At 57.9% G+C, this 20,419-nt stretch carries 21 protein-coding genes; 8 read left to right on the top strand and 13 right to left on the bottom strand.

The window, feature by feature from the left end; genetic code table 11:
- Window positions 1–56 precede the first annotated feature (56 nt).
- The 7 genes from scpB to MED193_RS21760 all read right to left on the bottom strand — a co-directional run bounded on the left by scpB (window position 57) and on the right by MED193_RS21760 (window position 7,690).
- Window positions 57–716, bottom strand: a complete 660-nt coding sequence (gene scpB / locus MED193_RS21790) for an SMC-Scp complex subunit ScpB (RefSeq protein WP_009811957.1) — start codon at window positions 714–716, stop codon at window positions 57–59.
- Window positions 716–1,513, bottom strand: coding sequence for a ScpA family protein (locus MED193_RS21785; protein WP_009811956.1), 798 nt, complete (start codon window positions 1,511–1,513; stop codon window positions 716–718). Before MED193_RS21785 ends, scpB begins: the two co-directional genes overlap by 1 nt.
- Window positions 1,506–2,510, bottom strand: coding sequence for a beta-N-acetylhexosaminidase (gene nagZ / locus MED193_RS21780; protein WP_009811955.1), 1,005 nt, complete (start codon window positions 2,508–2,510; stop codon window positions 1,506–1,508). Before nagZ ends, MED193_RS21785 begins: the two co-directional genes overlap by 8 nt.
- On the bottom strand, window positions 2,510–4,126 hold the full coding sequence (locus MED193_RS22745; RefSeq protein ID WP_009811954.1) for an SPOR domain-containing protein: 1,617 nt from the start codon (window positions 4,124–4,126) through the stop codon (window positions 2,510–2,512). The genes nagZ and MED193_RS22745 overlap by 1 nt, the downstream gene beginning before the upstream one ends.
- 98 nt (window positions 4,127–4,224) lie before the next feature.
- Window positions 4,225–5,970 carry an arginine--tRNA ligase gene (gene argS / locus MED193_RS21770; RefSeq protein ID WP_009811953.1) on the bottom strand — a complete coding sequence of 582 codons (1,746 nt, stop codon included), beginning with the start codon at window positions 5,968–5,970 and terminating at the stop codon, window positions 4,225–4,227.
- 141 nt (window positions 5,971–6,111) lie between these two features.
- Entirely contained in the window at window positions 6,112–6,408 is a 297-nt protein-coding gene (locus tag MED193_RS21765) for a hypothetical protein (RefSeq protein ID WP_009811952.1), read from the bottom strand.
- A gap of 130 nt (window positions 6,409–6,538) precedes the next feature.
- Window positions 6,539–7,690 carry a deoxyguanosinetriphosphate triphosphohydrolase gene (locus tag MED193_RS21760; RefSeq protein WP_009811951.1) on the bottom strand — a complete coding sequence of 384 codons (1,152 nt, stop codon included), beginning with the start codon at window positions 7,688–7,690 and terminating at the stop codon, window positions 6,539–6,541.
- A 90-nt stretch (window positions 7,691–7,780) separates the two neighbouring features.
- Between MED193_RS21760 and MED193_RS21755 the strand changes: the two genes are divergently transcribed.
- Window positions 7,781–8,104 carry an iron-sulfur cluster assembly accessory protein gene (locus MED193_RS21755; protein ID WP_009811950.1) on the top strand — a complete coding sequence of 108 codons (324 nt, stop codon included), beginning with the start codon at window positions 7,781–7,783 and terminating at the stop codon, window positions 8,102–8,104.
- A gap of 95 nt (window positions 8,105–8,199) precedes the next feature.
- On the opposite strand, the gene MED193_RS21750 is transcribed toward MED193_RS21755, so the two are convergent.
- The 3 genes from MED193_RS21750 to MED193_RS21740 form a co-directional block, all read right to left on the bottom strand.
- Window positions 8,200–9,222, bottom strand: a complete 1,023-nt coding sequence (locus MED193_RS21750; protein ID WP_009811949.1) for a DMT family transporter — start codon at window positions 9,220–9,222, stop codon at window positions 8,200–8,202.
- Complete coding sequence (locus tag MED193_RS21745) at window positions 9,219–10,367, bottom strand: hypothetical protein (protein ID WP_009811948.1); 1,149 nt, start codon at window positions 10,365–10,367, stop codon at window positions 9,219–9,221. Before MED193_RS21745 ends, MED193_RS21750 begins: the two co-directional genes overlap by 4 nt.
- Before the next feature lie 106 nt (window positions 10,368–10,473).
- Complete coding sequence (locus MED193_RS21740) at window positions 10,474–10,785, bottom strand: DUF6749 family protein (RefSeq protein WP_039967185.1); 312 nt, start codon at window positions 10,783–10,785, stop codon at window positions 10,474–10,476.
- Between the two features lie 367 nt (window positions 10,786–11,152).
- On the opposite strand from MED193_RS21740, the gene xth reads away from it, so the two are divergent.
- On the top strand, window positions 11,153–11,959 hold the full coding sequence (gene xth / locus MED193_RS21735) for an exodeoxyribonuclease III (RefSeq protein WP_009811946.1): 807 nt from the start codon (window positions 11,153–11,155) through the stop codon (window positions 11,957–11,959).
- A gap of 171 nt (window positions 11,960–12,130) precedes the next feature.
- Here xth and MED193_RS21730 read toward each other — a convergent pair whose 3' ends face one another.
- Window positions 12,131–13,306, bottom strand: a complete 1,176-nt coding sequence (locus MED193_RS21730; protein ID WP_039967184.1) for an FAD-dependent monooxygenase — start codon at window positions 13,304–13,306, stop codon at window positions 12,131–12,133.
- Between the two features lie 96 nt (window positions 13,307–13,402).
- A complete protein-coding gene (gene dksA, locus MED193_RS21725; RefSeq protein WP_027240655.1) occupies window positions 13,403–13,825 on the bottom strand; it encodes an RNA polymerase-binding protein DksA in 423 nt (140 codons plus the stop codon).
- Window positions 13,826–14,019: 194 nt separating this feature from the next.
- Between dksA and MED193_RS21720 the strand changes: the two genes are divergently transcribed.
- The 4 genes from MED193_RS21720 to MED193_RS21705 all read left to right on the top strand — a co-directional run bounded on the left by MED193_RS21720 (window position 14,020) and on the right by MED193_RS21705 (window position 17,935).
- Window positions 14,020–14,859 (top strand): MoxR family ATPase, encoded by an 840-nt coding sequence (locus tag MED193_RS21720; RefSeq protein ID WP_009811943.1) that lies wholly within the window; start codon window positions 14,020–14,022, stop codon window positions 14,857–14,859.
- A gap of 277 nt (window positions 14,860–15,136) precedes the next feature.
- Window positions 15,137–16,498, top strand: coding sequence for a DUF2927 domain-containing protein (locus MED193_RS21715; RefSeq protein WP_009811942.1), 1,362 nt, complete (start codon window positions 15,137–15,139; stop codon window positions 16,496–16,498).
- Window positions 16,499–16,562: 64 nt separating this feature from the next.
- Window positions 16,563–16,730 (top strand): hypothetical protein, encoded by a 168-nt coding sequence (locus MED193_RS23140; RefSeq protein WP_009811941.1) that lies wholly within the window; start codon window positions 16,563–16,565, stop codon window positions 16,728–16,730.
- Window positions 16,731–16,750: 20 nt separating this feature from the next.
- Window positions 16,751–17,935 (top strand): VWA domain-containing protein, encoded by a 1,185-nt coding sequence (locus MED193_RS21705; protein WP_009811940.1) that lies wholly within the window; start codon window positions 16,751–16,753, stop codon window positions 17,933–17,935.
- A 263-nt stretch (window positions 17,936–18,198) separates the two neighbouring features.
- Here the strand turns inward: MED193_RS21705 and MED193_RS21700 are convergent, their stop codons facing one another.
- Entirely contained in the window at window positions 18,199–18,498 is a 300-nt protein-coding gene (locus MED193_RS21700; RefSeq protein WP_039967180.1) for a DUF4389 domain-containing protein, read from the bottom strand.
- Between the two features lie 150 nt (window positions 18,499–18,648).
- Between MED193_RS21700 and MED193_RS21695 the strand changes: the two genes are divergently transcribed.
- Together MED193_RS21695 and MED193_RS21690 are read left to right on the top strand one after the other, a co-directional pair.
- Complete coding sequence (locus MED193_RS21695) at window positions 18,649–19,335, top strand: M48 family metallopeptidase (RefSeq protein ID WP_009811938.1); 687 nt, start codon at window positions 18,649–18,651, stop codon at window positions 19,333–19,335.
- A gap of 90 nt (window positions 19,336–19,425) precedes the next feature.
- Window positions 19,426–20,415 carry an LLM class flavin-dependent oxidoreductase gene (locus tag MED193_RS21690; protein WP_009811937.1) on the top strand — a complete coding sequence of 330 codons (990 nt, stop codon included), beginning with the start codon at window positions 19,426–19,428 and terminating at the stop codon, window positions 20,413–20,415.
- Window positions 20,416–20,419 lie beyond the last annotated feature (4 nt).

Below are 20,419 nucleotides of genomic sequence, written 5' to 3'. Positions count from 1 at the left end.
GCATGCAATTTGGGCAATTCCTTGACCGCTGCATCGTCCAAACATCCAGAATTGGCTCAATCCTCGAACAGCTCTGGCTGATCACCAACCTCTTCAATCTCTTCTCCCCCCTGCCCCAGTGGCAAGCTGCCCGGAGGCGGTCTGTTCTCCAACAGTCCGGCGGCACGCAGCTCTTTCAGACCTGGCAGGTCACGGGCGCTTTCGAGCCCGAAATGGTCCAAGAATACCGGCGTCACCACAAAGGTGACAGGCCGACCCGGTGTCATCCGCCGCCGCCCAATACGGATCCATTCCATCTCCAGCAGCTGATCCACTGTACCGCGTGAGACCGAAACCCCCCGAATCTCTTCAATCTCGGCGCGTGTCACTGGCTGGTGATAGGCAATAATCGCCAGCGTCTCGATGGCGGCGCGGCTGAGCTTTCGGGTCTCGACTATCTCCTTTTGCATCAAGAAGCCAAGGTCGGGCGCCGTGCGAATTGCCCAGGCCTCGCCGACCTGAACCACCCGTACGCCGCGCCCCTCATAACGCTTGCGCAAATGTTCCAGCGCCGCTGCCGGGTTACAACCATGGGGCATACGCCCTTCCAGGTCGCGCAGGGTCACTGGGGTGGCACTGGCAAAGAGCACCGCCTCCACCATGCGTTCCTGTTCCGCAATTGGGGGCGCGTCAAACAGGCTGTCACTGTCACGGGGCGGTTCACTCGGGGGCTGCATCAGCTCTCCTCGTCTAGGCTGCGCAGCTGAATAGGCGCAAAATTCTCATTCTGGCGGATCTCTAACCGCCCCTCCTTGACCAGCTGCAAGGAGGCCGCAAAAGTCGCAGCCGTGGCGGAACGCCGCTTAACAGGGTCCTTGTGCCAACCATCGGGCAGATAGCTGAGCATATCGGTCCAACTCCCTGTAAAACCGATCAAAGCCCGCATGCGTTCTAGGGCTTCCTCCATAGTAAACACACTGTCGCGGTCCATCACAAAGGGGCGAAAATCATCCTTGGTGCGGATCCGGGCATAGCCCTGCATCAAGTCCAAGAGATTGGCGGAATAGGTTACGGTTCTGATCCGTTGGATATTCTCATCCTGGCCGCGCACAAAGAAGTCGCGCCCCAGCTGATCGCGCGCCATCAACCGGGCAGCGGCATCACGCATCGCTTGCAACCGCTCCAGCTGAAAGGCCAGATGCGCCGCCAACTCCGCCCCGGAGGGGCCCTCTTCGGTAGGGTCCGGGGGCAACAGGAGACGCGATTTCAGATAGGCAAGCCAGGCTGCCATCACCAAGTAATCCGCGGCCAGCTCGATCCGCAGCTCCTTGGCATGTTCGACAAAGGTCAGATATTGCCGGGCCAACTCCAAAACCGAGATGCGGCGCAGGTCCACCTTTTGCGTCCGCGACAGCGTCAGCAAAAGGTCGAGCGGCCCTTCGAAGCCGTCGACGTCAACAATCAGAGCTTCCGCAGCCAGCCGCTCCTCGACGGACTGCGCGGATGCTTCATCAAACAGGTTTTGCTCAGACATAGACCTTTCCGCCCATCAAGGCGGTAAGTTCGGCTTCGGCGGCCTCGGTGTCAAGCAGGACGGGAGGCTGCCGCAGCGCCAAGGCAGCGTCAGCCCGGGCTTGGCCTGCGCCATCCATTTCACCAGCCGCCTCTGCCACAGCACGGCGGTCCTGCAGCTCAGCATTACAAAACAGCACCAAATCGCAGCCAGCAGCGCGGGCTGCCGCTGCCTTTTGTGCAGGTGTCCCCGCCAGTGCCTTCATCGAAATATCATCCGTCATGATCAACCCACCAAAGCCGATCTGACTACGGATCATCGCCATGACTTGCCCAGAGATGGTGGCTGGGTGCTCGTCCAGCGCCTCATAGACCAGATGCGCGGTCATCCCCAAGGGCAGGTCATTCAAGGCAGCAAAAACCGCAAAGTCCTGCGAACGAAGGGTTTCAAGCGATGCCGTGACCCGTGGCAGTTCTTTATGGCTATCCACCTGCGCACGCCCATGACCGGGAATATGCTTCAAAACAGGTAGCACACCGCCATCCAAATGCGCCTGCGCAACGGCCCGAGCAAGTATGGCCACCTGGTGTAAGTCTGTCCCATAACAGCGGTTTTTCAGAAATGGATGGGTATCAGGCGTGATCAAATCACCCACTGGTGCGCAGTTGCTGTCAATGCCCAGCTCAAACAGCTCCTGCGCAATCAGCCGATAACGCAGATACATCGCACGCTCGGCCTGTTCTGCGGCCTGTTCCACGTGGTCCAATGGCGCCATCCAATCGCGCGCCAGTGGGCTGCGCAGGCGCTGCACCCGCCCACCTTCCTGATCGACGGTGATCAGACAGTTACGGCCAACGGCTTCGCGCAATTCATTACAAAGCGCGCGGGTCTGCTCAGCGCTTTGGATATTGCGTGCAAACAGAATAAAGCCAAAGGGATCTGCTGCGCGGAAGAATGCCTTTTCCTCAGCAGTCAGCCTTACCCCTTCGGCGTCTAGAATCGTGGCCCCACAGGCCATCAGCGGGTTGTAACCGGGATGCAATCCGCCTTGCCCGCCACCAGGGTAGAGCAGAACCGACGGGCATCCGAAAGCCCATCAAACCCCATGGCCCGCAAACGGTAGAAGGTGCGACCCCCACTTTCAGCTCGTTGGATAACGCGTTGTTTACCTACCAGATAGTCTTCAAACCGGCTATAGATCCGATCCCACTCTGCGCGGGCGACCGCGGCGCTTTCATAGGCGCCCAGTTGCGCCAGACGTGTCCCAGCAGGCAGGCTCTTGGGATCAACTTCCAAGGTTGCTCGGCCCGAGCCAGGGGTCGCCTGTGCGACAGCAGGGCTAAAACGTGCGGGCCGCAGATTTGGCCGCAAGGAGATCTTGACACCAGGCGCATTGCGCAAGGCGGAGGATGGCGCGGTTGCGGCACCAATGGCTGCGATTTCCACAGGCTTCAAGGGTTCAGGCTGCACAATGGCGGGGGCAGCTGCGGGCTGTTGCGCCGCACTCCCCTGTTCGGAGCCAATTGGCGCCACCCCGTCGGTGAGCTCAGCAACCAAGGCGTCGATATCGCCGTTGCGATAGGCTGTAACCGATGCCTCAGAAATCTCCGGCGCGGCGGCTTGCGGGGTCTCGCTGATCACCTGCGGCGGCACATCCGCCTCGGGTGCAGACAGACGCGACATGGGCTGATCATCAAGAGACAGCTCAATGGGTTGCGGCGCCAGGGTGACCCGATCGGCCGCCGCTTCGGCTGTGCCATTGGCGGCAACGGAATTCACAGCCAACCCCTGATGATCGACCTGGCTGCCGCCTGGATTTTCAGGTTGAGCCCGCATAGGCCCTTCAACGGCGCGGACAACGGGAACGCCACTGACGTCGCGCATGACCAGTTGATATCCCCAAACGCCTAGTCCTACCACCAGTGCAAGCGAAGCCGCAGCGCCAACCAAACCTGTGGCGCGGGCAAAGCCGCTTGCTGCAACAGGTGTGGCGTAGGCGCTGCCATCGTCATAGCCGTAGTCTGGGGTTTGCTCTTGCGACTCATAGCCATAGCTCTGAGTTGCGGTCCCGCCATAGACAGCACCAGAGGCGTCATCACTTGGGGAATGCTGTGCACCGTTCACGTCTTGGCCATCGGGCTGTGCACCCCATTCCGGCGCAGCGGAAACCTGCATCGGCGCGGACTCCGCGGCGTGGTCGTCGCCAGCAAAACTGGGCGCGGCATAGGCCTGAGCACCGATCCCTGGCACCCCGTAATCTTCGCTCACATAGTCCTTCAGGCTTGACTGAGGTGCCATCGGCGCGGCTGCGGAGAACGTAATTGGCGCAGCCTCTGTCTCAGGCTCGGACGATCTCGGCTGGTAATTGGCATAAAGATCAGGCCCTTCCACAGGAAAGGGGCTCGCTGGACGCGTGACCTGTGGCTGAACGACCTGCGATTGAGGGGCCTGCCCAAAGGTCGGCTGCTGACCTGCCAAAACAGGGCGCGCCGTCACATGTGGGTTAACAGTGACCCTTGGTCCAGAGAGGTTAGAACTGGATGCCCCCTGCCCAAAGGTATCGGCAGCCCCTTCATTCCGGGAACCACCATGGGAATGGGACTGACCAGAGCCCGCCTGCGCAAAATACGCCATAATCCGCCTTACTGCCCTTGATAGTCAGGAGAGTTGCCTCTCACCTGACTACATTTGGGTCTCTTGAACTGCCTCAGTCCGGCGGTTGTGCGCGGTTTTTACCGCATCTCCTGCGCCGGTTTCACCCCTAGAATACCAAGACCGGCGGAAATAACAATGGAAACGCTGCGCGCGAGCGCCAAATTGGCATGTGTTGCCGTTTCGCTGCTCTCGTTAACAAAACGTAAACCAAACTCGGTTTTGCCAAGATGGTAGAGCCCGTGCAGCTCTGACGCCAGATCATAGAGGTAAAAGGCAACCCGGTGTGGCTCGTTTGTACGGGCAGCGATTTCGATCTGGCGCGGCCATTCTGCCAGTTTCTTAACCACAGCCAGCTGCGCCGGATGGGAGACCTGCGCCAGGTCCGCCGCCCCCAGCACCGCGTCATCGGTGGCAATATCAGCCTCACCCGCTTTGCGCAGGGTCGAGCAGATGCGGGCATTGGCATATTGCACATAGAAGATCGGGTTGTCCTTGGACTGCTCAAGCGCCTTATCGAGATCAAAGTCAAAACCCTGATCATTCTTGCGGGTGAGCAGCATAAAGCGCGTGACATCGGCGCCGACCGCATCAACCACGTCGCGCAGGGTGACAAAGGTCCCTGCCCGTTTCGACATCTTGAACTCCTGGCCGTCCTTGAACAGCTTCACCAACTGGCACAGCTTGATATCCAGGGGCACCTTGCCATCGGACAGCGCCGAAACAGCGGCCTTCATCCGCTTGACATAGCCACCATGATCGGCGCCAAAGACGTCGATCAGCTCATCAAATCCGCGGCTGACCTTATCATAGTGATAGGCGATATCCGGGGCGAAATAGGTCCATGCCCCATCGGATTTTTTCACTGCCCGATCAACATCATCGCCGTGGTCTGTGGATTTGAACAGGGTCTGCTCACGTGGCTCCCAATCATCAGGCTTTTTGCCTTTTGGCGGCTCCAACACACCTTGATAGATCAGCCCCTTGCTTTCCAACTCCTCCAAGGCGGCCTCGATGCGGCCGGTGCCATAGAGCGATTTTTCAGAATAGAAGACATCCATCTTGATGCCGAGCAGAGCAAGATCCTCGCGGATAAGGTCCATCATCGCATCGGTGGAGAATTCCCGCACCTCTGAGAGCCAAACATCTTCCCCTTTGTTGAGATAGGCATCACCAACCTTATCCTTTAGGGCCGCGCCCACGGGCTTCAGGTAATCACCAGGATAAGTCCCATCAGCAAAGGCAACTTCCTGCCCATGCGCTTCCAAATAGCGCAGATAGACGGAACGCGCCAGAACATCGACCTGACCGCCGCCATCATTGATGTAATATTCACGGGTGACATCATAGCCGGCGTAGCCCAACAAAGACGCAAGTGCGTCGCCAAAGACTGCCCCACGGGTATGGCCAACGTGCAAAGGTCCGGTGGGGTTGGCCGAAACATATTCCACGTTGACCTTTTTGCCCTGGCCCAGATTGGCGCGACCATAGTCAAGCCCCCCTTCCAGAACAGCGCCGAGCACGCTCTGCCAGACAACAGGGGACAGTCGTAGGTTCAAGAAACCGGGGCCCGCAACCTCAGCCGAAGCGATCCGCGCATCTTGGGCCAGTTTAGCGGCCAGAGCATCGGCAATATCGCGGGGTTTCATCTTGGCGGGCTTGGCCAGCACCATGGCAGCATTGGTTGCCATATCCCCATGCGCCGAATCTCGGGGCGGCTCAACTGCGACATTAGCAAAATCTTGTCCCTCGGGCAGTGCGCCCTCGGCGGTCATTGCAGTGAGGCTGTCGATGACAAGCGCGCGGATATCGGAAAAAAGGTTCATCTCTGGCGTCCCATTGGTTCGGCTTTGCGGCTTATCATGCCTAGCTCAATGGTCAACCATTCTATGCACTATGACCAGCGCAGAAACCGCTCGAGCGACCTTTCCTGTCCGATCTTTTTCCCAGCATGAGGTCAAAGGCGGTCAAAGCGCAGCCTGACCCAATACAGCATGCCCCCAAGCCCTAATTTTATAGCGCCGCAGGGATGCAACATAATATGGATCGGAAAGGATCAACTGCTCAACATCGGCTCGGGTTGCCGCCTGAACAGTCCAGATGGCGCCGGGAAAATCCTGCATGGGCGTCATCGCCAAGGGGCCGCCAATCTGCAGCTCAGGCCGCTCCCGCACAAAGGCGATATGCGCAAGACGGCGCGCTTTGTCGGCCCGGACCCGGGACATGGCCGGATCATCAGAAAAGGTAACAGTCCATTGTTTCATAGTGCGCGCCGGTCTCGTGTGATGGTGCCCCAATAAATGAACCACGGATCGTCCGCGCATAGGGCCAGATCACAACAGAGATACGGCCAGCAGGCAGATCATGCCCCAGATCACACGACAATGCGCCCAATCAGGACAGCTTTCCTTCTCCCAACAGCTGATCAAATTTTTGCAAAGCAAATCGATCCGTCATCCCCGCGATGTAGTCCGAAATGATCCGCGCGAGGCCGGTTTGGTCCGACACCGCCTTTATCTCTTCATGCCAGCGTTCGGGCATCTCTAACGGGTTGGCTAAGAAATAGGGAACCAGCGCCTCAACCACCGCCGCCATGCGCAGGCGCACCTCCATGACCGATGGAGCGCGATACATGCGGGTGAACAAAAAGGCCCGGATCTCCTTTAGATCCGCCCAGATTCCAGGAGAGAAGGCCACCACTGGGTAGCCGAGAGCGCGCACCTCCTCGACACTTTGAACACCGCTCTGCGACAGGGTGCTGCGGGTAGTGTCAATTACATCCCCGACCATCACGCCAAAAACGCGGCGCAGGGCTTCGTGACGGCGGCGCAATGGATCAAGACCTGGATATTTTTCATCAACCGCCGCGTAGGCTGGGCCAATGATCGGCAGCTGCAAGATATCCGCATCAGTGAACAGCCCGGCGCGCAGGCCATCGTGAAGGTCGTGATTGTTATAGGCGATATCATCGGACAAAGCAGCGACCTGCGCCTCAGCACTGGCATGGGTATGAAGCTCTAGATCAATCGCCGCATTGCATTCTGCCAAGGCCCAGGGCAGTTCCCCCAGGACCGGTCCATTGTGTTTGGCAATGGCTTCTAAGGTCTCCCAGGTCAGATTCAGTCCGTCAAACTCCGCATAGTGGCGTTCTAGGCAGGTCACGATGCGGATGGCTTGGGCGTTATGGTCGAAGCCGCCATAGGGTTGCATCAAAGCATGCAGCGCATCTTCCCCGGTGTGACCAAAGGGCGTATGGCCAAGGTCATGAGCCAGAGCCACGGCCTCGGTCAATTCCTGATTGAGCCCCAGGGCCGCAGCAATTGTGCGCCCGACCTGGCCGACCTCAATCGAATGGGTGAGCCGCGTGCGATAGTTATCGCCTTCATGCTCCACAAAAACCTGCGTCTTGTGTTTCAACCGGCGAAAGGCGCTGGCGTGAATGATACGATCCCGGTCGCGTTGATAGGGAGAGCGAAAGCTGCTTTCCTCCTCATCGACCAGCCTCCCCCGGCTTTGATCCGGTTTGGTGGCATAAGAGGCGTGCATGACTAATCTTTCTCCCGTGAAATCTTGTCGTCTGGCTCGCACCTTTCTATATATTGGTGTGCGCTGCAATACAGCATCGGGAGAGATCAAATGAACCTGCCACCAAAAGTGACCGACCGGGCCTTTGCCCGCCTGACAGAGATTGGCGCCGCCAGCCAGGGGCAGGCACTGCGTATTGCGGTTGAGGGCGGCGGTTGCTCTGGCTTCCAATACGAGATCGGTCTGGACGCGCCTAATGCGGATGATCTGATTCTTGAGGGCCAGGGCGAAAAAGTTGTGGTTGATACTGTCTCTTTGCCCTTTTTGGAAAACGCGGTCATCGATTTCACCGAAGAGCTGATCGGTGCCCGGTTTACCATTGAAAACCCCAATGCCTCCTCCAGCTGCGGCTGTGGCACTTCCTTTTCGATGTAATACATCTTCAAAATTGAACAGCGCCCTTCGGGACCCTTTGTGGGGCCAGCCCCCCTTCCGTCGATCCAGGTTTCAGACCAGCAGTAGAGCCATGCCTAGGCACTCGTTACCGCCTTGCCGTGAGCTTTGACGCGGGGTTTTACCACCTGCCCGCTTAATAGAAACAGACCGGAACCAATTACGATAAAGCCACCGATCCAGGTACCTTGAGTTGGCATCTCGCCAAAACCCCAGGCGCCAATTGTGAGCATCCAGACAAATTGCAGGTTCATCAGCGGCGTCACCACATAGGCGGGCAACAGGCGCAGGGCTGAGACAGCCAACGAGCGGGCGGCAAACAGCAATACAGCATAGCTCAAAGCCCAGGCCAGATCCGCAAGCTGCATGGGCTGCCAAACCATGGGCAACAGCGGAAGCATCGCAAGACACAGCACCAGATTGGGATAAAAGACCTGCGGCATCAGATTGCTATCGTAGCGGCTGATGTAGCGCGCCATTACCATCGAAAACGTCCCACAGCTTGCCCCTAAGAACGCCAGGCCATGCCCAACCGAGACTGAAGAAAAACCGCTGGGAAACAGAAACATCACCCCCACAAAGCCCAAAGCCAAAGCGATCCAAGCGGCAAAACCGATCCGCTCTTTCAGGATCACGCCGGACATTACGCCTGCCAGCAGTGGCATAAGGCCAATGAACAGGAAAACCTGCGCAAAGGGCAGCAGGCGAAACGCGTAGAAAAAGCAAATCGCCCCCAGCAGCGCCCCCAGACTTCGCAGCCCCATGGCGCGCGGGCACTCTGTTCGCCAGGGAACAAAGCTGACACCCCGCTTGGGCTGCGATCTACGCCCCAGTGCTGGTGCTCTGACCGTTGTGCGCTGGGCTACGGCGGTTTGATCGGCCAAGGGAGAGCTGCGCGTGCGGCGGTTCTGCCCGGTGAAGTTATGCGCCCCGTTGGTCAAGACCGACAAGAGCGCAACCACCCCCCCTGAAAGCGCATAGATCTGCGCCGCTTCATACCCCCCAGAAAGCAACTTAATGATCCCGTCCGCAGAGGAAATAATGCCAGTGTAGCCCACGATCATCAACGCCCCAAGAACCGGGGCCGAAAAGCCTCTCATCCGACCTCCGCTTGCGTCACTGTTGGCTGAATAGTTCCTCTGCGCGCAAAGGCCTCAAAGAAGACACCAAAATCCGCAGAACTTTGCTCGGCCTGACAGAGTATCTGATAGGCGGGCTCGCTCAGCTCGGCGCAGACCTGTGACCTGAGCCGATGCCAATCCCCTACCTGCCCCCCCGCGTGGAAAACAGCATGGGAGAGTTGATGCAGGATCCCTGTGCGCTCCGGGCGCTGAAACCGCAGAGCACCGGGCGGTATTTCTTGGTTGAAACAGGACCCAGTCGACAGGCCCTGATACCAACTGCTCACCAGAAACATATGATAGTCGTCGCAATGCAATGACGGCGCGGTCGCGCGCTCTGCCGAGCTCAGCGCGAACCCCTGATGATGATGCCTCAACCATGCCTCCCAGGCCGCAGCGGGGGTTTCCCCGCAATAGCGCAGCGCGATACAGACCTCAGAAAGCAGATCCGCGTCTTGATCCAGAAATGCAAGCACCCCGAGATGATCAAGGCTTAATCGCGCCTGAGCTGACAAATCGGGATCACGGCGTCCGTAGTCGCTAAGATAAAAGACAATATGCGTCAGCTCATAGGCCGCTTTTCGATTTGGGACAGCAAACTGGGTCGTGTTATCGGCGAACAGGCGCAGACGCCCGTCCAACCCTGGAAAATCCCCCTCCAGGCCACGTCGGGCCAACAAACGGCGCGCCTCTGCCCTCTGCAGGTCCGACAACTCATGCTGCGGCAGATCCTGCTGCCTCACCCAATGGGCCAGCGCCTCTGCGCGATCTCCTCCGCCTGTGTCCACCAGCCCCAGATCCTCCAGGTCCAGGCAGATAGACAGGATAAAACGGTAATATTGCCGGAAAAAGCACAGATGACGGTCCGCATCCTTATAAAAACGGCGCAGTGGGCTCAGGGCCGTTGGGCAGGCCTTGGCCAAATCATGCGCTCCGACCTGAGATTTTTCTGCAGAGAACTCCCCGCTGCATTCAAGAACGCTCAGCAGTTCCGCATTTTCTTTCAGCCAGTAGACATCTTCCTGTGGGTGGCGGTGACAGGTCAGGGCTTGGATCAGATGAGACAGGTTTTCCGCCCGACTGGGGTGCGCCCTACGATCAGGGAACCTCAAAACTACTGCCATAACGTCTTCTCCATGGTCATCTCCCTCGCCCTGTTGCGGCCGAAAGGTCACTCATTTCGTCAGGTACAGGCGCGCCCCCGAAGGGGCGCGCCTTGGTTTGCGCGCTTTAGCTGCCCGAAGAGAACAGCCCGGACAAATCCCCCCGCAGCGCCGAGACCTCAGCCGCAGGGCCCGACCCGGAAGAGAACAGCCCCACCAATGCCCCAGTGGCCTGATCCCCCCGTGCCACTGGCGCCGAACCAGAAGAAAACAGCGCGGTACTCTCTCCGCTCCAACAACTCGTCATTTCGGGCGCAGAGCCGGAGGAATAAAGCTCAACCCCATCACCATGGAACAGGCTCTTCCCTTTGGTTTCCGCCTCAACCTCTGTCTGAGCCGAGGAAAAAGTCGCAGTATGAATCTTATGCAAAGCAGTCATTGGAACCTCCGTTTGAATTGAATTTTCACCCTCAAACGCTTGCATGGCTCTTCCTGTCAGAAAACAGTTTAATTCAATTCAAGGTTGCCAGTCAAAAGATACCCACCTCAACTTGAAATCAGATTTATATGTTATTTTTCAAATAATTATTTAAACCCACAGGAAACAACATGGGTTATCCACCCCTTTGTATATGCAAGACAAAACTCTCCCTAAGGGGCTGCTTGGTACGACCCTGCAAAACCTCGCTTCTTTGCGCTCGGATGGGCCCTGTATTGATTCGCCTTTCAGCCCCCCCTTGCTCCGGCCTTCCACTTCGGCGATAGATCAGCCAAAGCATCCAATCCCCCGTGGCAGGAGACGCACCATGAAGATCGCCAGTTTCAACATCAACGGCATCAAAGCCCGCGCTGCGGCTCTTCCCCAATGGCTCGATGAAGCCAAACCTGATGTGGTGGTGTTGCAGGAAATCAAATCCATCGATGAGGCCTTCCCGCGCGAGCTGTTTGAAGAGCGCGGGTACAATGTCGAAACCCATGGGCAAAAAGGGTTCAACGGGGTTGCTATACTGTCCAAACTTCCGCTGGAGGACGTGAGCCGAGGTTTGCCCGGGGATGAAGACGACCTGCAAGCGCGCTGGATTGAAGCAACGGTTATTGGCAAACAGGCCCTGCGTATCTGTGGCCTCTATTTGCCCAACGGGAACCCGGTAGAACTCACCGATGAGGGCAGCCCCGTGCCAGGCGGGAAATACGCCTATAAGCTTGCCTGGATGGAGCGGCTGCACGCCCGGGCACAGGATTTGCTGGAAAGCGAAATGCCTGCGCTGATGGCGGGGGATTACAATATCATCCCTCAGGCCGAAGACGCCAAACGCCCCGAGGCTTGGCGCGAGGATGCATTGCACCGCCCCGAAAGCCGCGCCGCCTACCAGCGGATCGTCAACCTAGGCTTTACCGAGGCCTTCCGGGCACGGCACCAGGGGCCGGGGCATTATTCCTTCTGGGATTACCAGGCTGGCGCCTGGAATCGGGACGACGGTATCCGCATTGACCACTTCCTGCTCTCCCCCCAGGCAGCAGATCTCCTGCAGGACTGTCAGATCGACAAGGAGATCCGTGGCCGTGACAAACCCTCTGATCACGTCCCGATCTGGGTGGACCTGGACCTCTAGGCTGCCCTAACAGGCCACTCAAATGTCGGTACGTCTGAAAAGGAAATGCCGACTGACCCGGATCAGGCCGCGCCGTGCGATAGCGCGGCGCCGGGCCCAACGGGAGGCGGGGATCTGTGATCCCCGAACGACGGGCGGGAGCCCCCCCCCCCGGTACTCGCGAAAGCTGCGTCAATTTTGCTGGGTCACGTCGTGGCGGTAAATCCAGTCAAACTGAGACACCACACGCTGAGGCGCCAGATAGCCCCCCAGCTTTAGAAGTTGATGTGCAGGCCAGTTCAGGGGCGCACGCAGATGGTATTTCCAGGCATTGCGACTGGCCGCATCGACCACCCTTACAGCACGCTCCCGCCGCAAGAGTTGATAGCGCGCCAATGCCGAAGGAATATCGTCCGGCACAGCCTCCAGCGCCTCTCCCAGCACCCAGGCATCTTCGAGCGCCAGGTTCCCGCCCTGAGCCATAAAGGGCAGAGTCGGATGCGCTGCATCCCCAAGCAATGCAACGGCTCCGCGATGCCATTGGTTGGCAACAGGGTGGCGAAACAAACCCCAAAGGGCGCAGTCCTGCACCTGTGCCAGCAACTGCTGCGCCTCACCGCCAAATCCAGCAAAGGCCCGGCGCATGTTCTCCGGGTCATCCGGCTGATGCCAGCCTTCTTCGGCCCAGGCGCGGCGTTCCTGTGCAGCCACCAGATTGATCATCGATCCATCGCGCAGCGGATAGGCCACCAGATGCCGCCCTGGTCCCATAAAAACCTGCGCCTCGGCTGGCAGCTTACTGTGATTTGGCACAATGGCACGCCAAGCCACCTGGCGGGTGAAAAACGGCTGGCTCACCTCATTCAGCGCCTGTCGGGCCTTGGAATGCAACCCATCGGCACCAATGACCAGATCGCCACCACATTGAGCCCCATTGGCCAAATGCACCATTGGCTTTGGCCCAGTCTCAACACGTTCAACTTTCTGCAAAAGCCGGACCTGCACCCCAGCTTCGCGCGCAGCATCGGCCAGAATTTTTATCAGGTCCGCACGATGCACGAAATAGTAGCGAAGATCTGCAGCATATTGATCCAGATCCAACCGCAACACCTCACGCCCCTGGCGATGCTCACGCAAGACCACCGCCTTGGCCCGTTGCGAAGACCAGGCCAGCGCGTCATTTAGTTCTAGAGCGGTCAAAACAGCGACACCATTGGGCGTGACCTGCAAGCCAGCGCCCACTTCGGAAATCGCCTCGGACTGTTCCAAAACGGTCACCTGGGCACCTTTGCGCCGCAACACCAAGGCCACGGCCAAGCCACCGATCCCTGCGCCAATGATGGTGATATTGAGATGTCTCAGAGTCATTGCAGCCTGCTGTGTTTCGCTCATAAATCGTCCATAAACGAAAATCGCCGGAGCAACAGGCCCCGGCGCGATGGTTTTTTTAGATTTGGTCAGAAATCAATCGTCGCGATGGACTTTTTCGCGGCGTTCATGACGCTCCTGCGCTTCCAGGCTCATAGTGGCATTGGGACGCGCGTCCAGACGTTTGAGCGAGATCGGCTCTCCCGTCACTTCGCAGTACCCATATTCCCCCTCGTCAATTCGGCGGATCGCTGCGTCGATTTTAGAAACCAGCTTGCGCTGACGATCTCTGGTGCGCAGCTCCAAAGCCCGATCCGTTTCTTCGCTGGCCCGATCTGCAACATCAGGAATATTACGGGTATTGTCTTGCAGCCCTTCGATCGTATCGCGGCTTTCAGCGAGCAAATCCTGCTTCCAGTTCAGAAGTTTACGACGGAAATACTCAAGCTGCCGATCATTCATGAAAGGCTCATCTTCGGCCGGACGGTAATCTTCCGGCAGAAACATTTCTTGTTTCATTTCGGCTCCTTCGGTATCGCCCATTCTGTAGGTCTCTTCAATCTTCGCCATACATCCTGGCTCCCCATGCCGCTGCGTTTATCCCCTGACAAGCCGATTGTCACTACACAATAGTAAACAGACCGGGTTAAAACCTTGCTAAATGCGCCAGATCGCAAGAAAGCAAGAAAGCAAGCAGGGGATGTGTATAAATTATGCAGTTTCAAGGCACTAAAGACTACGTCGCCACCGACGACCTGAAAATAGCAGTCAATGCAGCTGTAACGCTTGAGCGGCCGCTGCTGGTAAAGGGTGAACCCGGCACCGGTAAAACAGAATTGGCCCGACAGGTGGCAGACTCGCTCGGCCTTAAGATGATCGAGTGGAACGTCAAATCCACCACCCGTGCCCAGCAAGGGCTCTATGAGTACGATGCGGTCAGCCGGTTGCGCGACAGCCAGCTTGGTGAAGAGCGCGTGCACGATGTCAAAAACTACATCAAAAAAGGCAAGCTATGGGAAGCCTTTGAATCGGATGAAAAGGTTGTTTTGTTGATTGATGAAATCGACAAAGCCGATATCGAGTTTCCAAATGACCTGCTCCAGGAGCTCGATAAGATGGAGTTCCACGTTTATGAGACAGGTGAGACCATTCGCGCCGTAAACCGCCCGATCATGATCATTACCTCCAACAACGAGAAAGAGCTGCCAGACGCCTTCTTGCGCCGCTGCTTCTTCCACTACATCCAGTTCCCCGATGCGGCGACCATGAAAAAGATCGTTGCCGTGCACCATCCTGATATTAAAGACTCATTGCTTACAGCGGCACTCACCCAGTTCTACGAAATTCGCGATACAGCTGGCCTGAAGAAAAAGCCCTCGACCTCCGAGGTGCTGGACTGGCTGAAGCTGCTACTTGCCGAAGATCTGAGCCCAGAAGATCTGGCCCGTGACGGGGCAGATGCGCTGCCAAAACTACATGGGGCTCTGCTCAAGAACGAACAGGACGTGCATCTGTTTGAACGCCTTGCCTTCATGGCGCGCGGGCGCCGCTAGAAAACATCGCTTTGCTGGCGGTTCGCTGTTGCCGCCAGCAAGAAAGACCATAGAGCTCCCGTCTAGCGTGAGAAGTTTCTCTCAGCTGCCGCCAACTCTTCAAATTCGCGCCCCATTCGCCTATCACATAGGGATGGATCTATCCCTGAGGTGCCATTTCGCACCGCTTTTGTGACCCAAGCTGGAGCCCGGAGTGATGGCCTTGAGATTTCGAATTGATCCCTCTACCGGCGCCGGGCACTCAGATTCTGTGCCGCGCAGGACCGGTCTCGCAGGGATGAAAGGGTTCATCCTGCCTCTGGCTCTGGTGGCACTTGTTTCTGCCTGTGCACTGCCTGTCAGTCAAAAACCCGCCAGCCGTGCTGCTCTCGCCAGCACGAGCCTCCCTGCGGCCAAGGCGTTTTCAGCACCGCGCCCGCAACCGCCTCAGCGCGCTAACCGCGACATCGCCCGCGATTTTCTCGATCTGCATTTCCGGCTTGAAGGAGGCACCACACTACCGGTGTTCACGCGTTTTGAACAGCCCATTCGCTTGCGCGTCGCAGGCGCGCCCAGCCAAGGGTTTCAAAGAGATCTCAACCAACTGTTGCAGCGTTTCAAACATGAAGCCGGAATTGACATACAGCGGGTCAGCAGTGGCCCCGTCGAAATTACCGTGCAGGCAGTCTCCAGTCGTGCAATCCATCGTGCCCTGCCCAAAGCTGCCTGCTTTGTCGTCCCTAATGTCGATTCTCTGGCAGAGCTTCGTCGCAAGCGGCGCAGCCCCGACACGGATTGGTCGCGCCTGCGCAGCCGCGATCGGCTTGCCGTTTTTGTACCCAATGACATCAGCCCACAAGAGGCACGTGATTGTCTGCATGAAGAGCTCGCCCAGGCCATCGGTCCGCTCAACGACCTCTACCGCCTGTCAGATTCTGTCTTTAACGACGACAATGTTCATACTGTGCTCACGGGGTTTGATATGCTGGTTCTGCAGGCGACCTATGCGCCAGAACTGCGCACCGGCATGACCCGCAGTGAAGTCGCCGCTGTCTTGCCGGATCTTTTGTCCCGCCTGAACCCTGCAGGCGATTCCATTCCAGCACGCGCCCTGCCCGCTACCCCACGCAGTTGGATCACTGCAATCGAGACAGCACTTGGCCCTGGCAGTGCGCTCAACACCCGAAAGCGAGCGGCAAATCAGGCGGTCCTCCTTGCGCAGGAACTGGGCTGGTCGGATCACCGCCGTGCCTATAGTCACTATGTGCTGGGGCGGATGATCCAGGCTGGGGATCCGGACCTGGCACAGCGGCATTTTCAGACCGCTATTGATTTTCTGGGCCAAACTCCGGGCAGTGCGCTACATCAGGCCATTATCCGTCCACGCATGGCCGCCTATCAGATTGCCCGCGGCAATGGCGAAGCCGCTCTGCAACAAATCAATCCGGTACTCCCCGTGGCCAGCCGCCATGAGAATGCAGCCCTGCTGGCCACAGCGCTACTGATCAAGGCCGAGGCGTTGGACCTGTTGGGCCAATTTGCCACTGCCCACACGGTCAGGCTGGACAGCCTGGGATGGGCGCGCTACGGGTTTGGCCCGGATTGGGCGGTGCAGGCCAAGATCCGCGAAGTCGCTGAGCTGCGCCCCTCAACCAACTGACTCAGGTAGCAATACCGGTACACTCACTGGCGCCTTACATGGCGCATAAACAGGTGGAAAACACATGATCGTAATTGGCGCAGTCCTGCTGGGCATTTTATTGGGGCTCTACACCGCGCGAAAACGTGGCGGCAATACCGCCGATTTGCTGCAATATGGCGCTGTCTATGCCATCTCCTTTGGTATTGTAGGTGTCATCGCCACCATCGTGATCCATCGCATGTTGGCTTAACCCTCGCGAAAGGCTCTTAGATGTTCCAGCCCTTTTTTGAAAACCTGCGCAAGGCCTCAATCCCGGTCTCTCTGCGCGAATACCTCACCTTTCTGGAGGGGATGAAAAAGGGGCTGGTGACCTATGATATCGAAGCCTTCTACTTTCTGGCCCGTGCCGCCATGGTCAAGGACGAGCGCAATATCGACAAGTTTGACCGCGCGTTTTCAGCGACCTTCAAGGGGCTGGAGGCAATCCCAAATTCAGCGGTGATGGAGGCGGTAGACATTCCCGAAGAATGGCTGCGCAAAATGTCTGAAAAACACCTGAGCGCCGAAGAAAAAGCCGAGATCGAAGCCATGGGCGGCTTTGAAAAGCTGATGGAGACGCTGAAACAGCGGCTCGAGGAACAACAGGGCCGCCATGAAGGCGGCAATAAATGGGTCGGTACCGGTGGCACTTCGCCCTTTGGCGCCTACGGCTATAATCCCGAAGGTGTGCGCATCGGCCAGAAGGAAAGCCGTCACCAACGCGCGGTCAAGGTCTGGGACAAGCGCGAATTCAAGAACCTGGATGGTGATGTCGAGCTGGGCACCCGAAACATCAAAGTGGCGCTGAAACGTCTGCGCCGCTGGGTCCGCGAAGGTGCCCATGAGGAACTGGATCTCGACAACACCATTCGCTCGACTGCCGAGCATGGCTATCTCGACGTCAAAACCCGCCCAGAGCGCCATAATGCGGTGAAGGTCTTGCTATTTTTGGATGTTGGCGGCTCGATGGACCCCCATATCAAGGTGGTGGAAGAACTGTTTTCCGCCGCGCGAACCGAGTTCAAACACCTGGAGTATTTCTACTTCCACAACTGCCTTTATGAGGGCGTCTGGCGTGACAACCGGCGCCGCTGGGACGCACAGATGCCAACCCATGAAGTGCTGCGCACCTATGGTCCGGATTACAAATGCATCTTTGTTGGCGATGCCTCAATGTCCCCCTACGAAATCGCCTATCCCGGAGGTGCCAATGAGCATTGGAACCAGGAGGCGGGTCAGGTTTGGCTGGAACGCGCGCGGGAGCAGTGGAAGAGCCACCTTTGGATCAATCCGGTGCCGCAAAAGCACTGGGACTACACCCACTCCATCGGCATGGTCCGCGAGATCTTTGAGGACCGCATGGTACCGATGACCCTGGACGGGCTCGAGGAAGGCATGCGTGAGCTGACGCGCTAGCCCCTGGGCAAAGAGCCATACCCCATCTGTCAGTCACAGGCCTCTCGGCGGGCAGGATTACCCATCACGCGCGACCTTAGGATTGCCCTGCGGGCAAGGCCTCCGGCGGGAATATTTGTAGAAAGATGATGAAAGCGTGGTAACTCAAACCCTTAGAACTCCGCAATAGTAGAGGAACCCGCGGCGAATCGGCGGGGGGGTATTTGAAAGCCTTCAGTAAGGCCGGAGTTTTTGAGGGCAGCACGCTTTTACTGGACCAGCCTTCAGTCCAAATCAGTCCAGGGCCAGGGTTTCACGTTACTGGCGGCCATTTGATAGCGCGCGGCCTTGGCAATCCAGATGCCCAGATCGGTGCCAAAATCCGCCAATCGTTCGTTTGGTTCCTTGCTGATGGCAAGGACAATGAACTGAAGAACAGTCGCCGTTGCCAGCACCGTCTGTGCGACGGAAATCATCACCGCAATCAAGATCATATAGATCAAACGGGTCAGAAGATTCTCCTGTATTTCCGGCTCAAATTGCTCGCCGTGCAAGCGGCCCTCAATGTTGTCTTGTTCTGACACTGGTTTTCTCGGCTTGTCCTGAATATCTGAGTCGCAACAGCCTAGCATGAAATACGGCGCAACTGGGTGGAGAAAAACAATTCGGCCCAGGCCTGGCGACAACTCCCGTGAGCTCTTGCCCCAGAGGCAAATCAGCCCCATATCTAGGTGATGTTGCGTCTCACCCCCATCCTTCTGGCCGTGATCTATGGCCTTGTCACCTATCGCATATCCGTCTGGCGCACCCATCGCGAGTTGGACGCGCGTTCAACAGAGCTGGCGGATGCGCGGCTACGGCGGCTGACCGATCGCATGGCGGCGGCGCTGGAGATCGACCGCATTCCAGTGTTCATCTATGAGGTCGATCCGGTGAATGGGCTCGCAGCGCCTGACGGCAGAATTTTCATCACCCGTGGTTTCTATCGGAAGTACCAAAACGGTGAGGTTTCAGAAGCTGAACTCGCCTCGGTCATCGCCCATGAACTTGGCCATGTTGCGCTGGGGCATGCAAAGAAGCGAGTGATTGATTTTTCAGGACAAAACGCCCTGCGTACTGCGCTGATGTTGGTTCTGGGGCGCTATATTCCCGTCGTTGGGCCATGGATTGCCGGGCTGTTGGCCAATCTGGTGGCCTCACGCCTGTCGCGCAATGACGAATATGAGGCCGATGAATATGCCGCCGCGCTGCTGGCCAAATCCGGTATCGGGCTGGAGCCGCAAAAGAGCCTGTTTCGTAAACTCGAAGAGCTTACCCAGGCGCGGGCCGGCCTGTCCCCTGCTTGGTTGATGTCACACCCTAAGACCGAGGAACGCATCGCAGCTTTGGAGCGGCTCGAAGCCAGGTGGCAGGGCAGCTGACACCGCGTCATTTGCGCGCCCCCTTGCCAATCGGTGGCTAAGCACCCAAATCAGAAGTTCCTGTAACTGGAAGCTCGATTGGATCCCTTGATGCGATACTCTCTTCTTGACCTTGCACCTGTGCCCGAGGGCAGCGAAATTCCGCAGTCGTTTCAAAACAGTGCTGATCTGGCCCAGCAGGCAGAGGACTGGGGCTATCATCGCTACTGGTTGGCAGAGCATCACAATATGCCAGGCATCGCCAGCGCTGCCACGGCAGTGTTGATCGGTCATATTGCAAGTCAAACCAGCTCCATTCGTGTTGGTGCCGGTGGCATTATGCTGCCCAACCACGCCCCCTATATGGTGGCAGAGGCCTTTGGCACCCTTGCGGCCCTCTATGGTGATCGCATTGACCTGGGACTTGGGCGAGCGCCTGGCACCGACATGTTGACCGCCCGCGCACTGCGACGCGGCATGGCTCCGGGTGGTGGCGACAGTTTTCCGCAGGATGTGATTGAGCTTCTGGGTTTTCTGGGGCCGCTGGACCCGGAGGCCAAGGTACGCGCCTTTCCGGGACAGGGCAGCAATGTGCCGGTCTGGATCCTGGGATCCAGCCTCTATGGCGCGCAGTTAGCGGCCCAGTTGGGACTGCCCTATGCCTTTGCCTCGCATTTTGCCCCACAAGCCCTGGAGGAGGCGTTGGACATCTATCGACGTGCCTTCCGTCCTTCTGCCTATCTGGACAAGCCCCATGCGATGGTGGCGGTGAATGTCTTTGGTGCCGACACGGACGCAGAGGGCATCCGGTTACGCAGCACCATGCAACAGGCCTTTGCACGCCTGCGCTTGGGGCAACCCGGCAAACTGCCGCGCCCAGTAGACAATATCGAAGACCTGCTGCCACCGCCCGTACTGGCTGGTGTGAACGAGGCGCTGACCGTATCTGCTACCGGCAGTCCTGAGACTGTAAAGCGTGAGTTATCAGCAATCCTCACTCGCTATGCCCCAGATGAAGTGATCATCACCGGGCAGATACATGATCATACTGCCCGGTTACGCTCGTTTGAGATTGCGGCTGAGGCGCTTAAGGCGTTGTAACGGC

It is taken from the genome of Roseobacter sp. MED193, assembly GCF_000152965.1.
Classification (GTDB): Bacteria; Pseudomonadota; Alphaproteobacteria; order Rhodobacterales; family Rhodobacteraceae; genus Pseudophaeobacter.
The sequence above is the reverse complement of the archived record's forward strand: the minus strand, read 5'-3'. Positions and strand labels throughout refer to the sequence as shown.

Excerpts from the sequence above, each read along its gene's own strand:
- MED193_RS21695 (WP_009811938.1), top strand. The coding sequence starts at position 18,649 with ATGTTGCGTCTCACCCCCATCCTTCTGGCCGTGATCTATGGCCTTGTC.
- MED193_RS21730 (WP_039967184.1), bottom strand. The coding sequence starts at position 13,306 with ATGACTCTGAGACATCTCAATATCACCATCATTGGCGCAGGGATCGGT.
- MED193_RS21785 (WP_009811956.1), bottom strand. The coding sequence starts at position 1,513 with ATGTCTGAGCAAAACCTGTTTGATGAAGCATCCGCGCAGTCCGTCGAG.
- scpB (WP_009811957.1), bottom strand. The coding sequence starts at position 716 with ATGCAGCCCCCGAGTGAACCGCCCCGTGACAGTGACAGCCTGTTTGAC.
- MED193_RS21705 (WP_009811940.1), top strand. The coding sequence starts at position 16,751 with ATGTTCCAGCCCTTTTTTGAAAACCTGCGCAAGGCCTCAATCCCGGTC.
- MED193_RS21755 (WP_009811950.1), top strand. The coding sequence starts at position 7,781 with ATGAACCTGCCACCAAAAGTGACCGACCGGGCCTTTGCCCGCCTGACA.
- nagZ (WP_009811955.1), bottom strand. The coding sequence starts at position 2,510 with ATGGCCTGTGGGGCCACGATTCTAGACGCCGAAGGGGTAAGGCTGACT.
- MED193_RS21760 (WP_009811951.1), bottom strand. The coding sequence starts at position 7,690 with ATGCACGCCTCTTATGCCACCAAACCGGATCAAAGCCGGGGGAGGCTG.
- MED193_RS21745 (WP_009811948.1), bottom strand. The coding sequence starts at position 10,367 with ATGGCAGTAGTTTTGAGGTTCCCTGATCGTAGGGCGCACCCCAGTCGG.
- MED193_RS21720 (WP_009811943.1), top strand. The coding sequence starts at position 14,020 with ATGCAGTTTCAAGGCACTAAAGACTACGTCGCCACCGACGACCTGAAA.
- MED193_RS21715 (WP_009811942.1), top strand. The coding sequence starts at position 15,137 with ATGAAAGGGTTCATCCTGCCTCTGGCTCTGGTGGCACTTGTTTCTGCC.
- argS (WP_009811953.1), bottom strand. The coding sequence starts at position 5,970 with ATGAACCTTTTTTCCGATATCCGCGCGCTTGTCATCGACAGCCTCACT.
- MED193_RS23140 (WP_009811941.1), top strand. The coding sequence starts at position 16,563 with ATGATCGTAATTGGCGCAGTCCTGCTGGGCATTTTATTGGGGCTCTAC.
- MED193_RS21765 (WP_009811952.1), bottom strand. The coding sequence starts at position 6,408 with ATGAAACAATGGACTGTTACCTTTTCTGATGATCCGGCCATGTCCCGG.
- xth (WP_009811946.1), top strand. The coding sequence starts at position 11,153 with ATGAAGATCGCCAGTTTCAACATCAACGGCATCAAAGCCCGCGCTGCG.
- dksA (WP_027240655.1), bottom strand. The coding sequence starts at position 13,825 with ATGAAACAAGAAATGTTTCTGCCGGAAGATTACCGTCCGGCCGAAGAT.
- MED193_RS22745 (WP_009811954.1), bottom strand. The coding sequence starts at position 4,126 with ATGGCGTATTTTGCGCAGGCGGGCTCTGGTCAGTCCCATTCCCATGGT.
- MED193_RS21690 (WP_009811937.1), top strand. The coding sequence starts at position 19,426 with ATGCGATACTCTCTTCTTGACCTTGCACCTGTGCCCGAGGGCAGCGAA.
- MED193_RS21740 (WP_039967185.1), bottom strand. The coding sequence starts at position 10,785 with ATGACTGCTTTGCATAAGATTCATACTGCGACTTTTTCCTCGGCTCAG.
- MED193_RS21750 (WP_009811949.1), bottom strand. The coding sequence starts at position 9,222 with ATGAGAGGCTTTTCGGCCCCGGTTCTTGGGGCGTTGATGATCGTGGGC.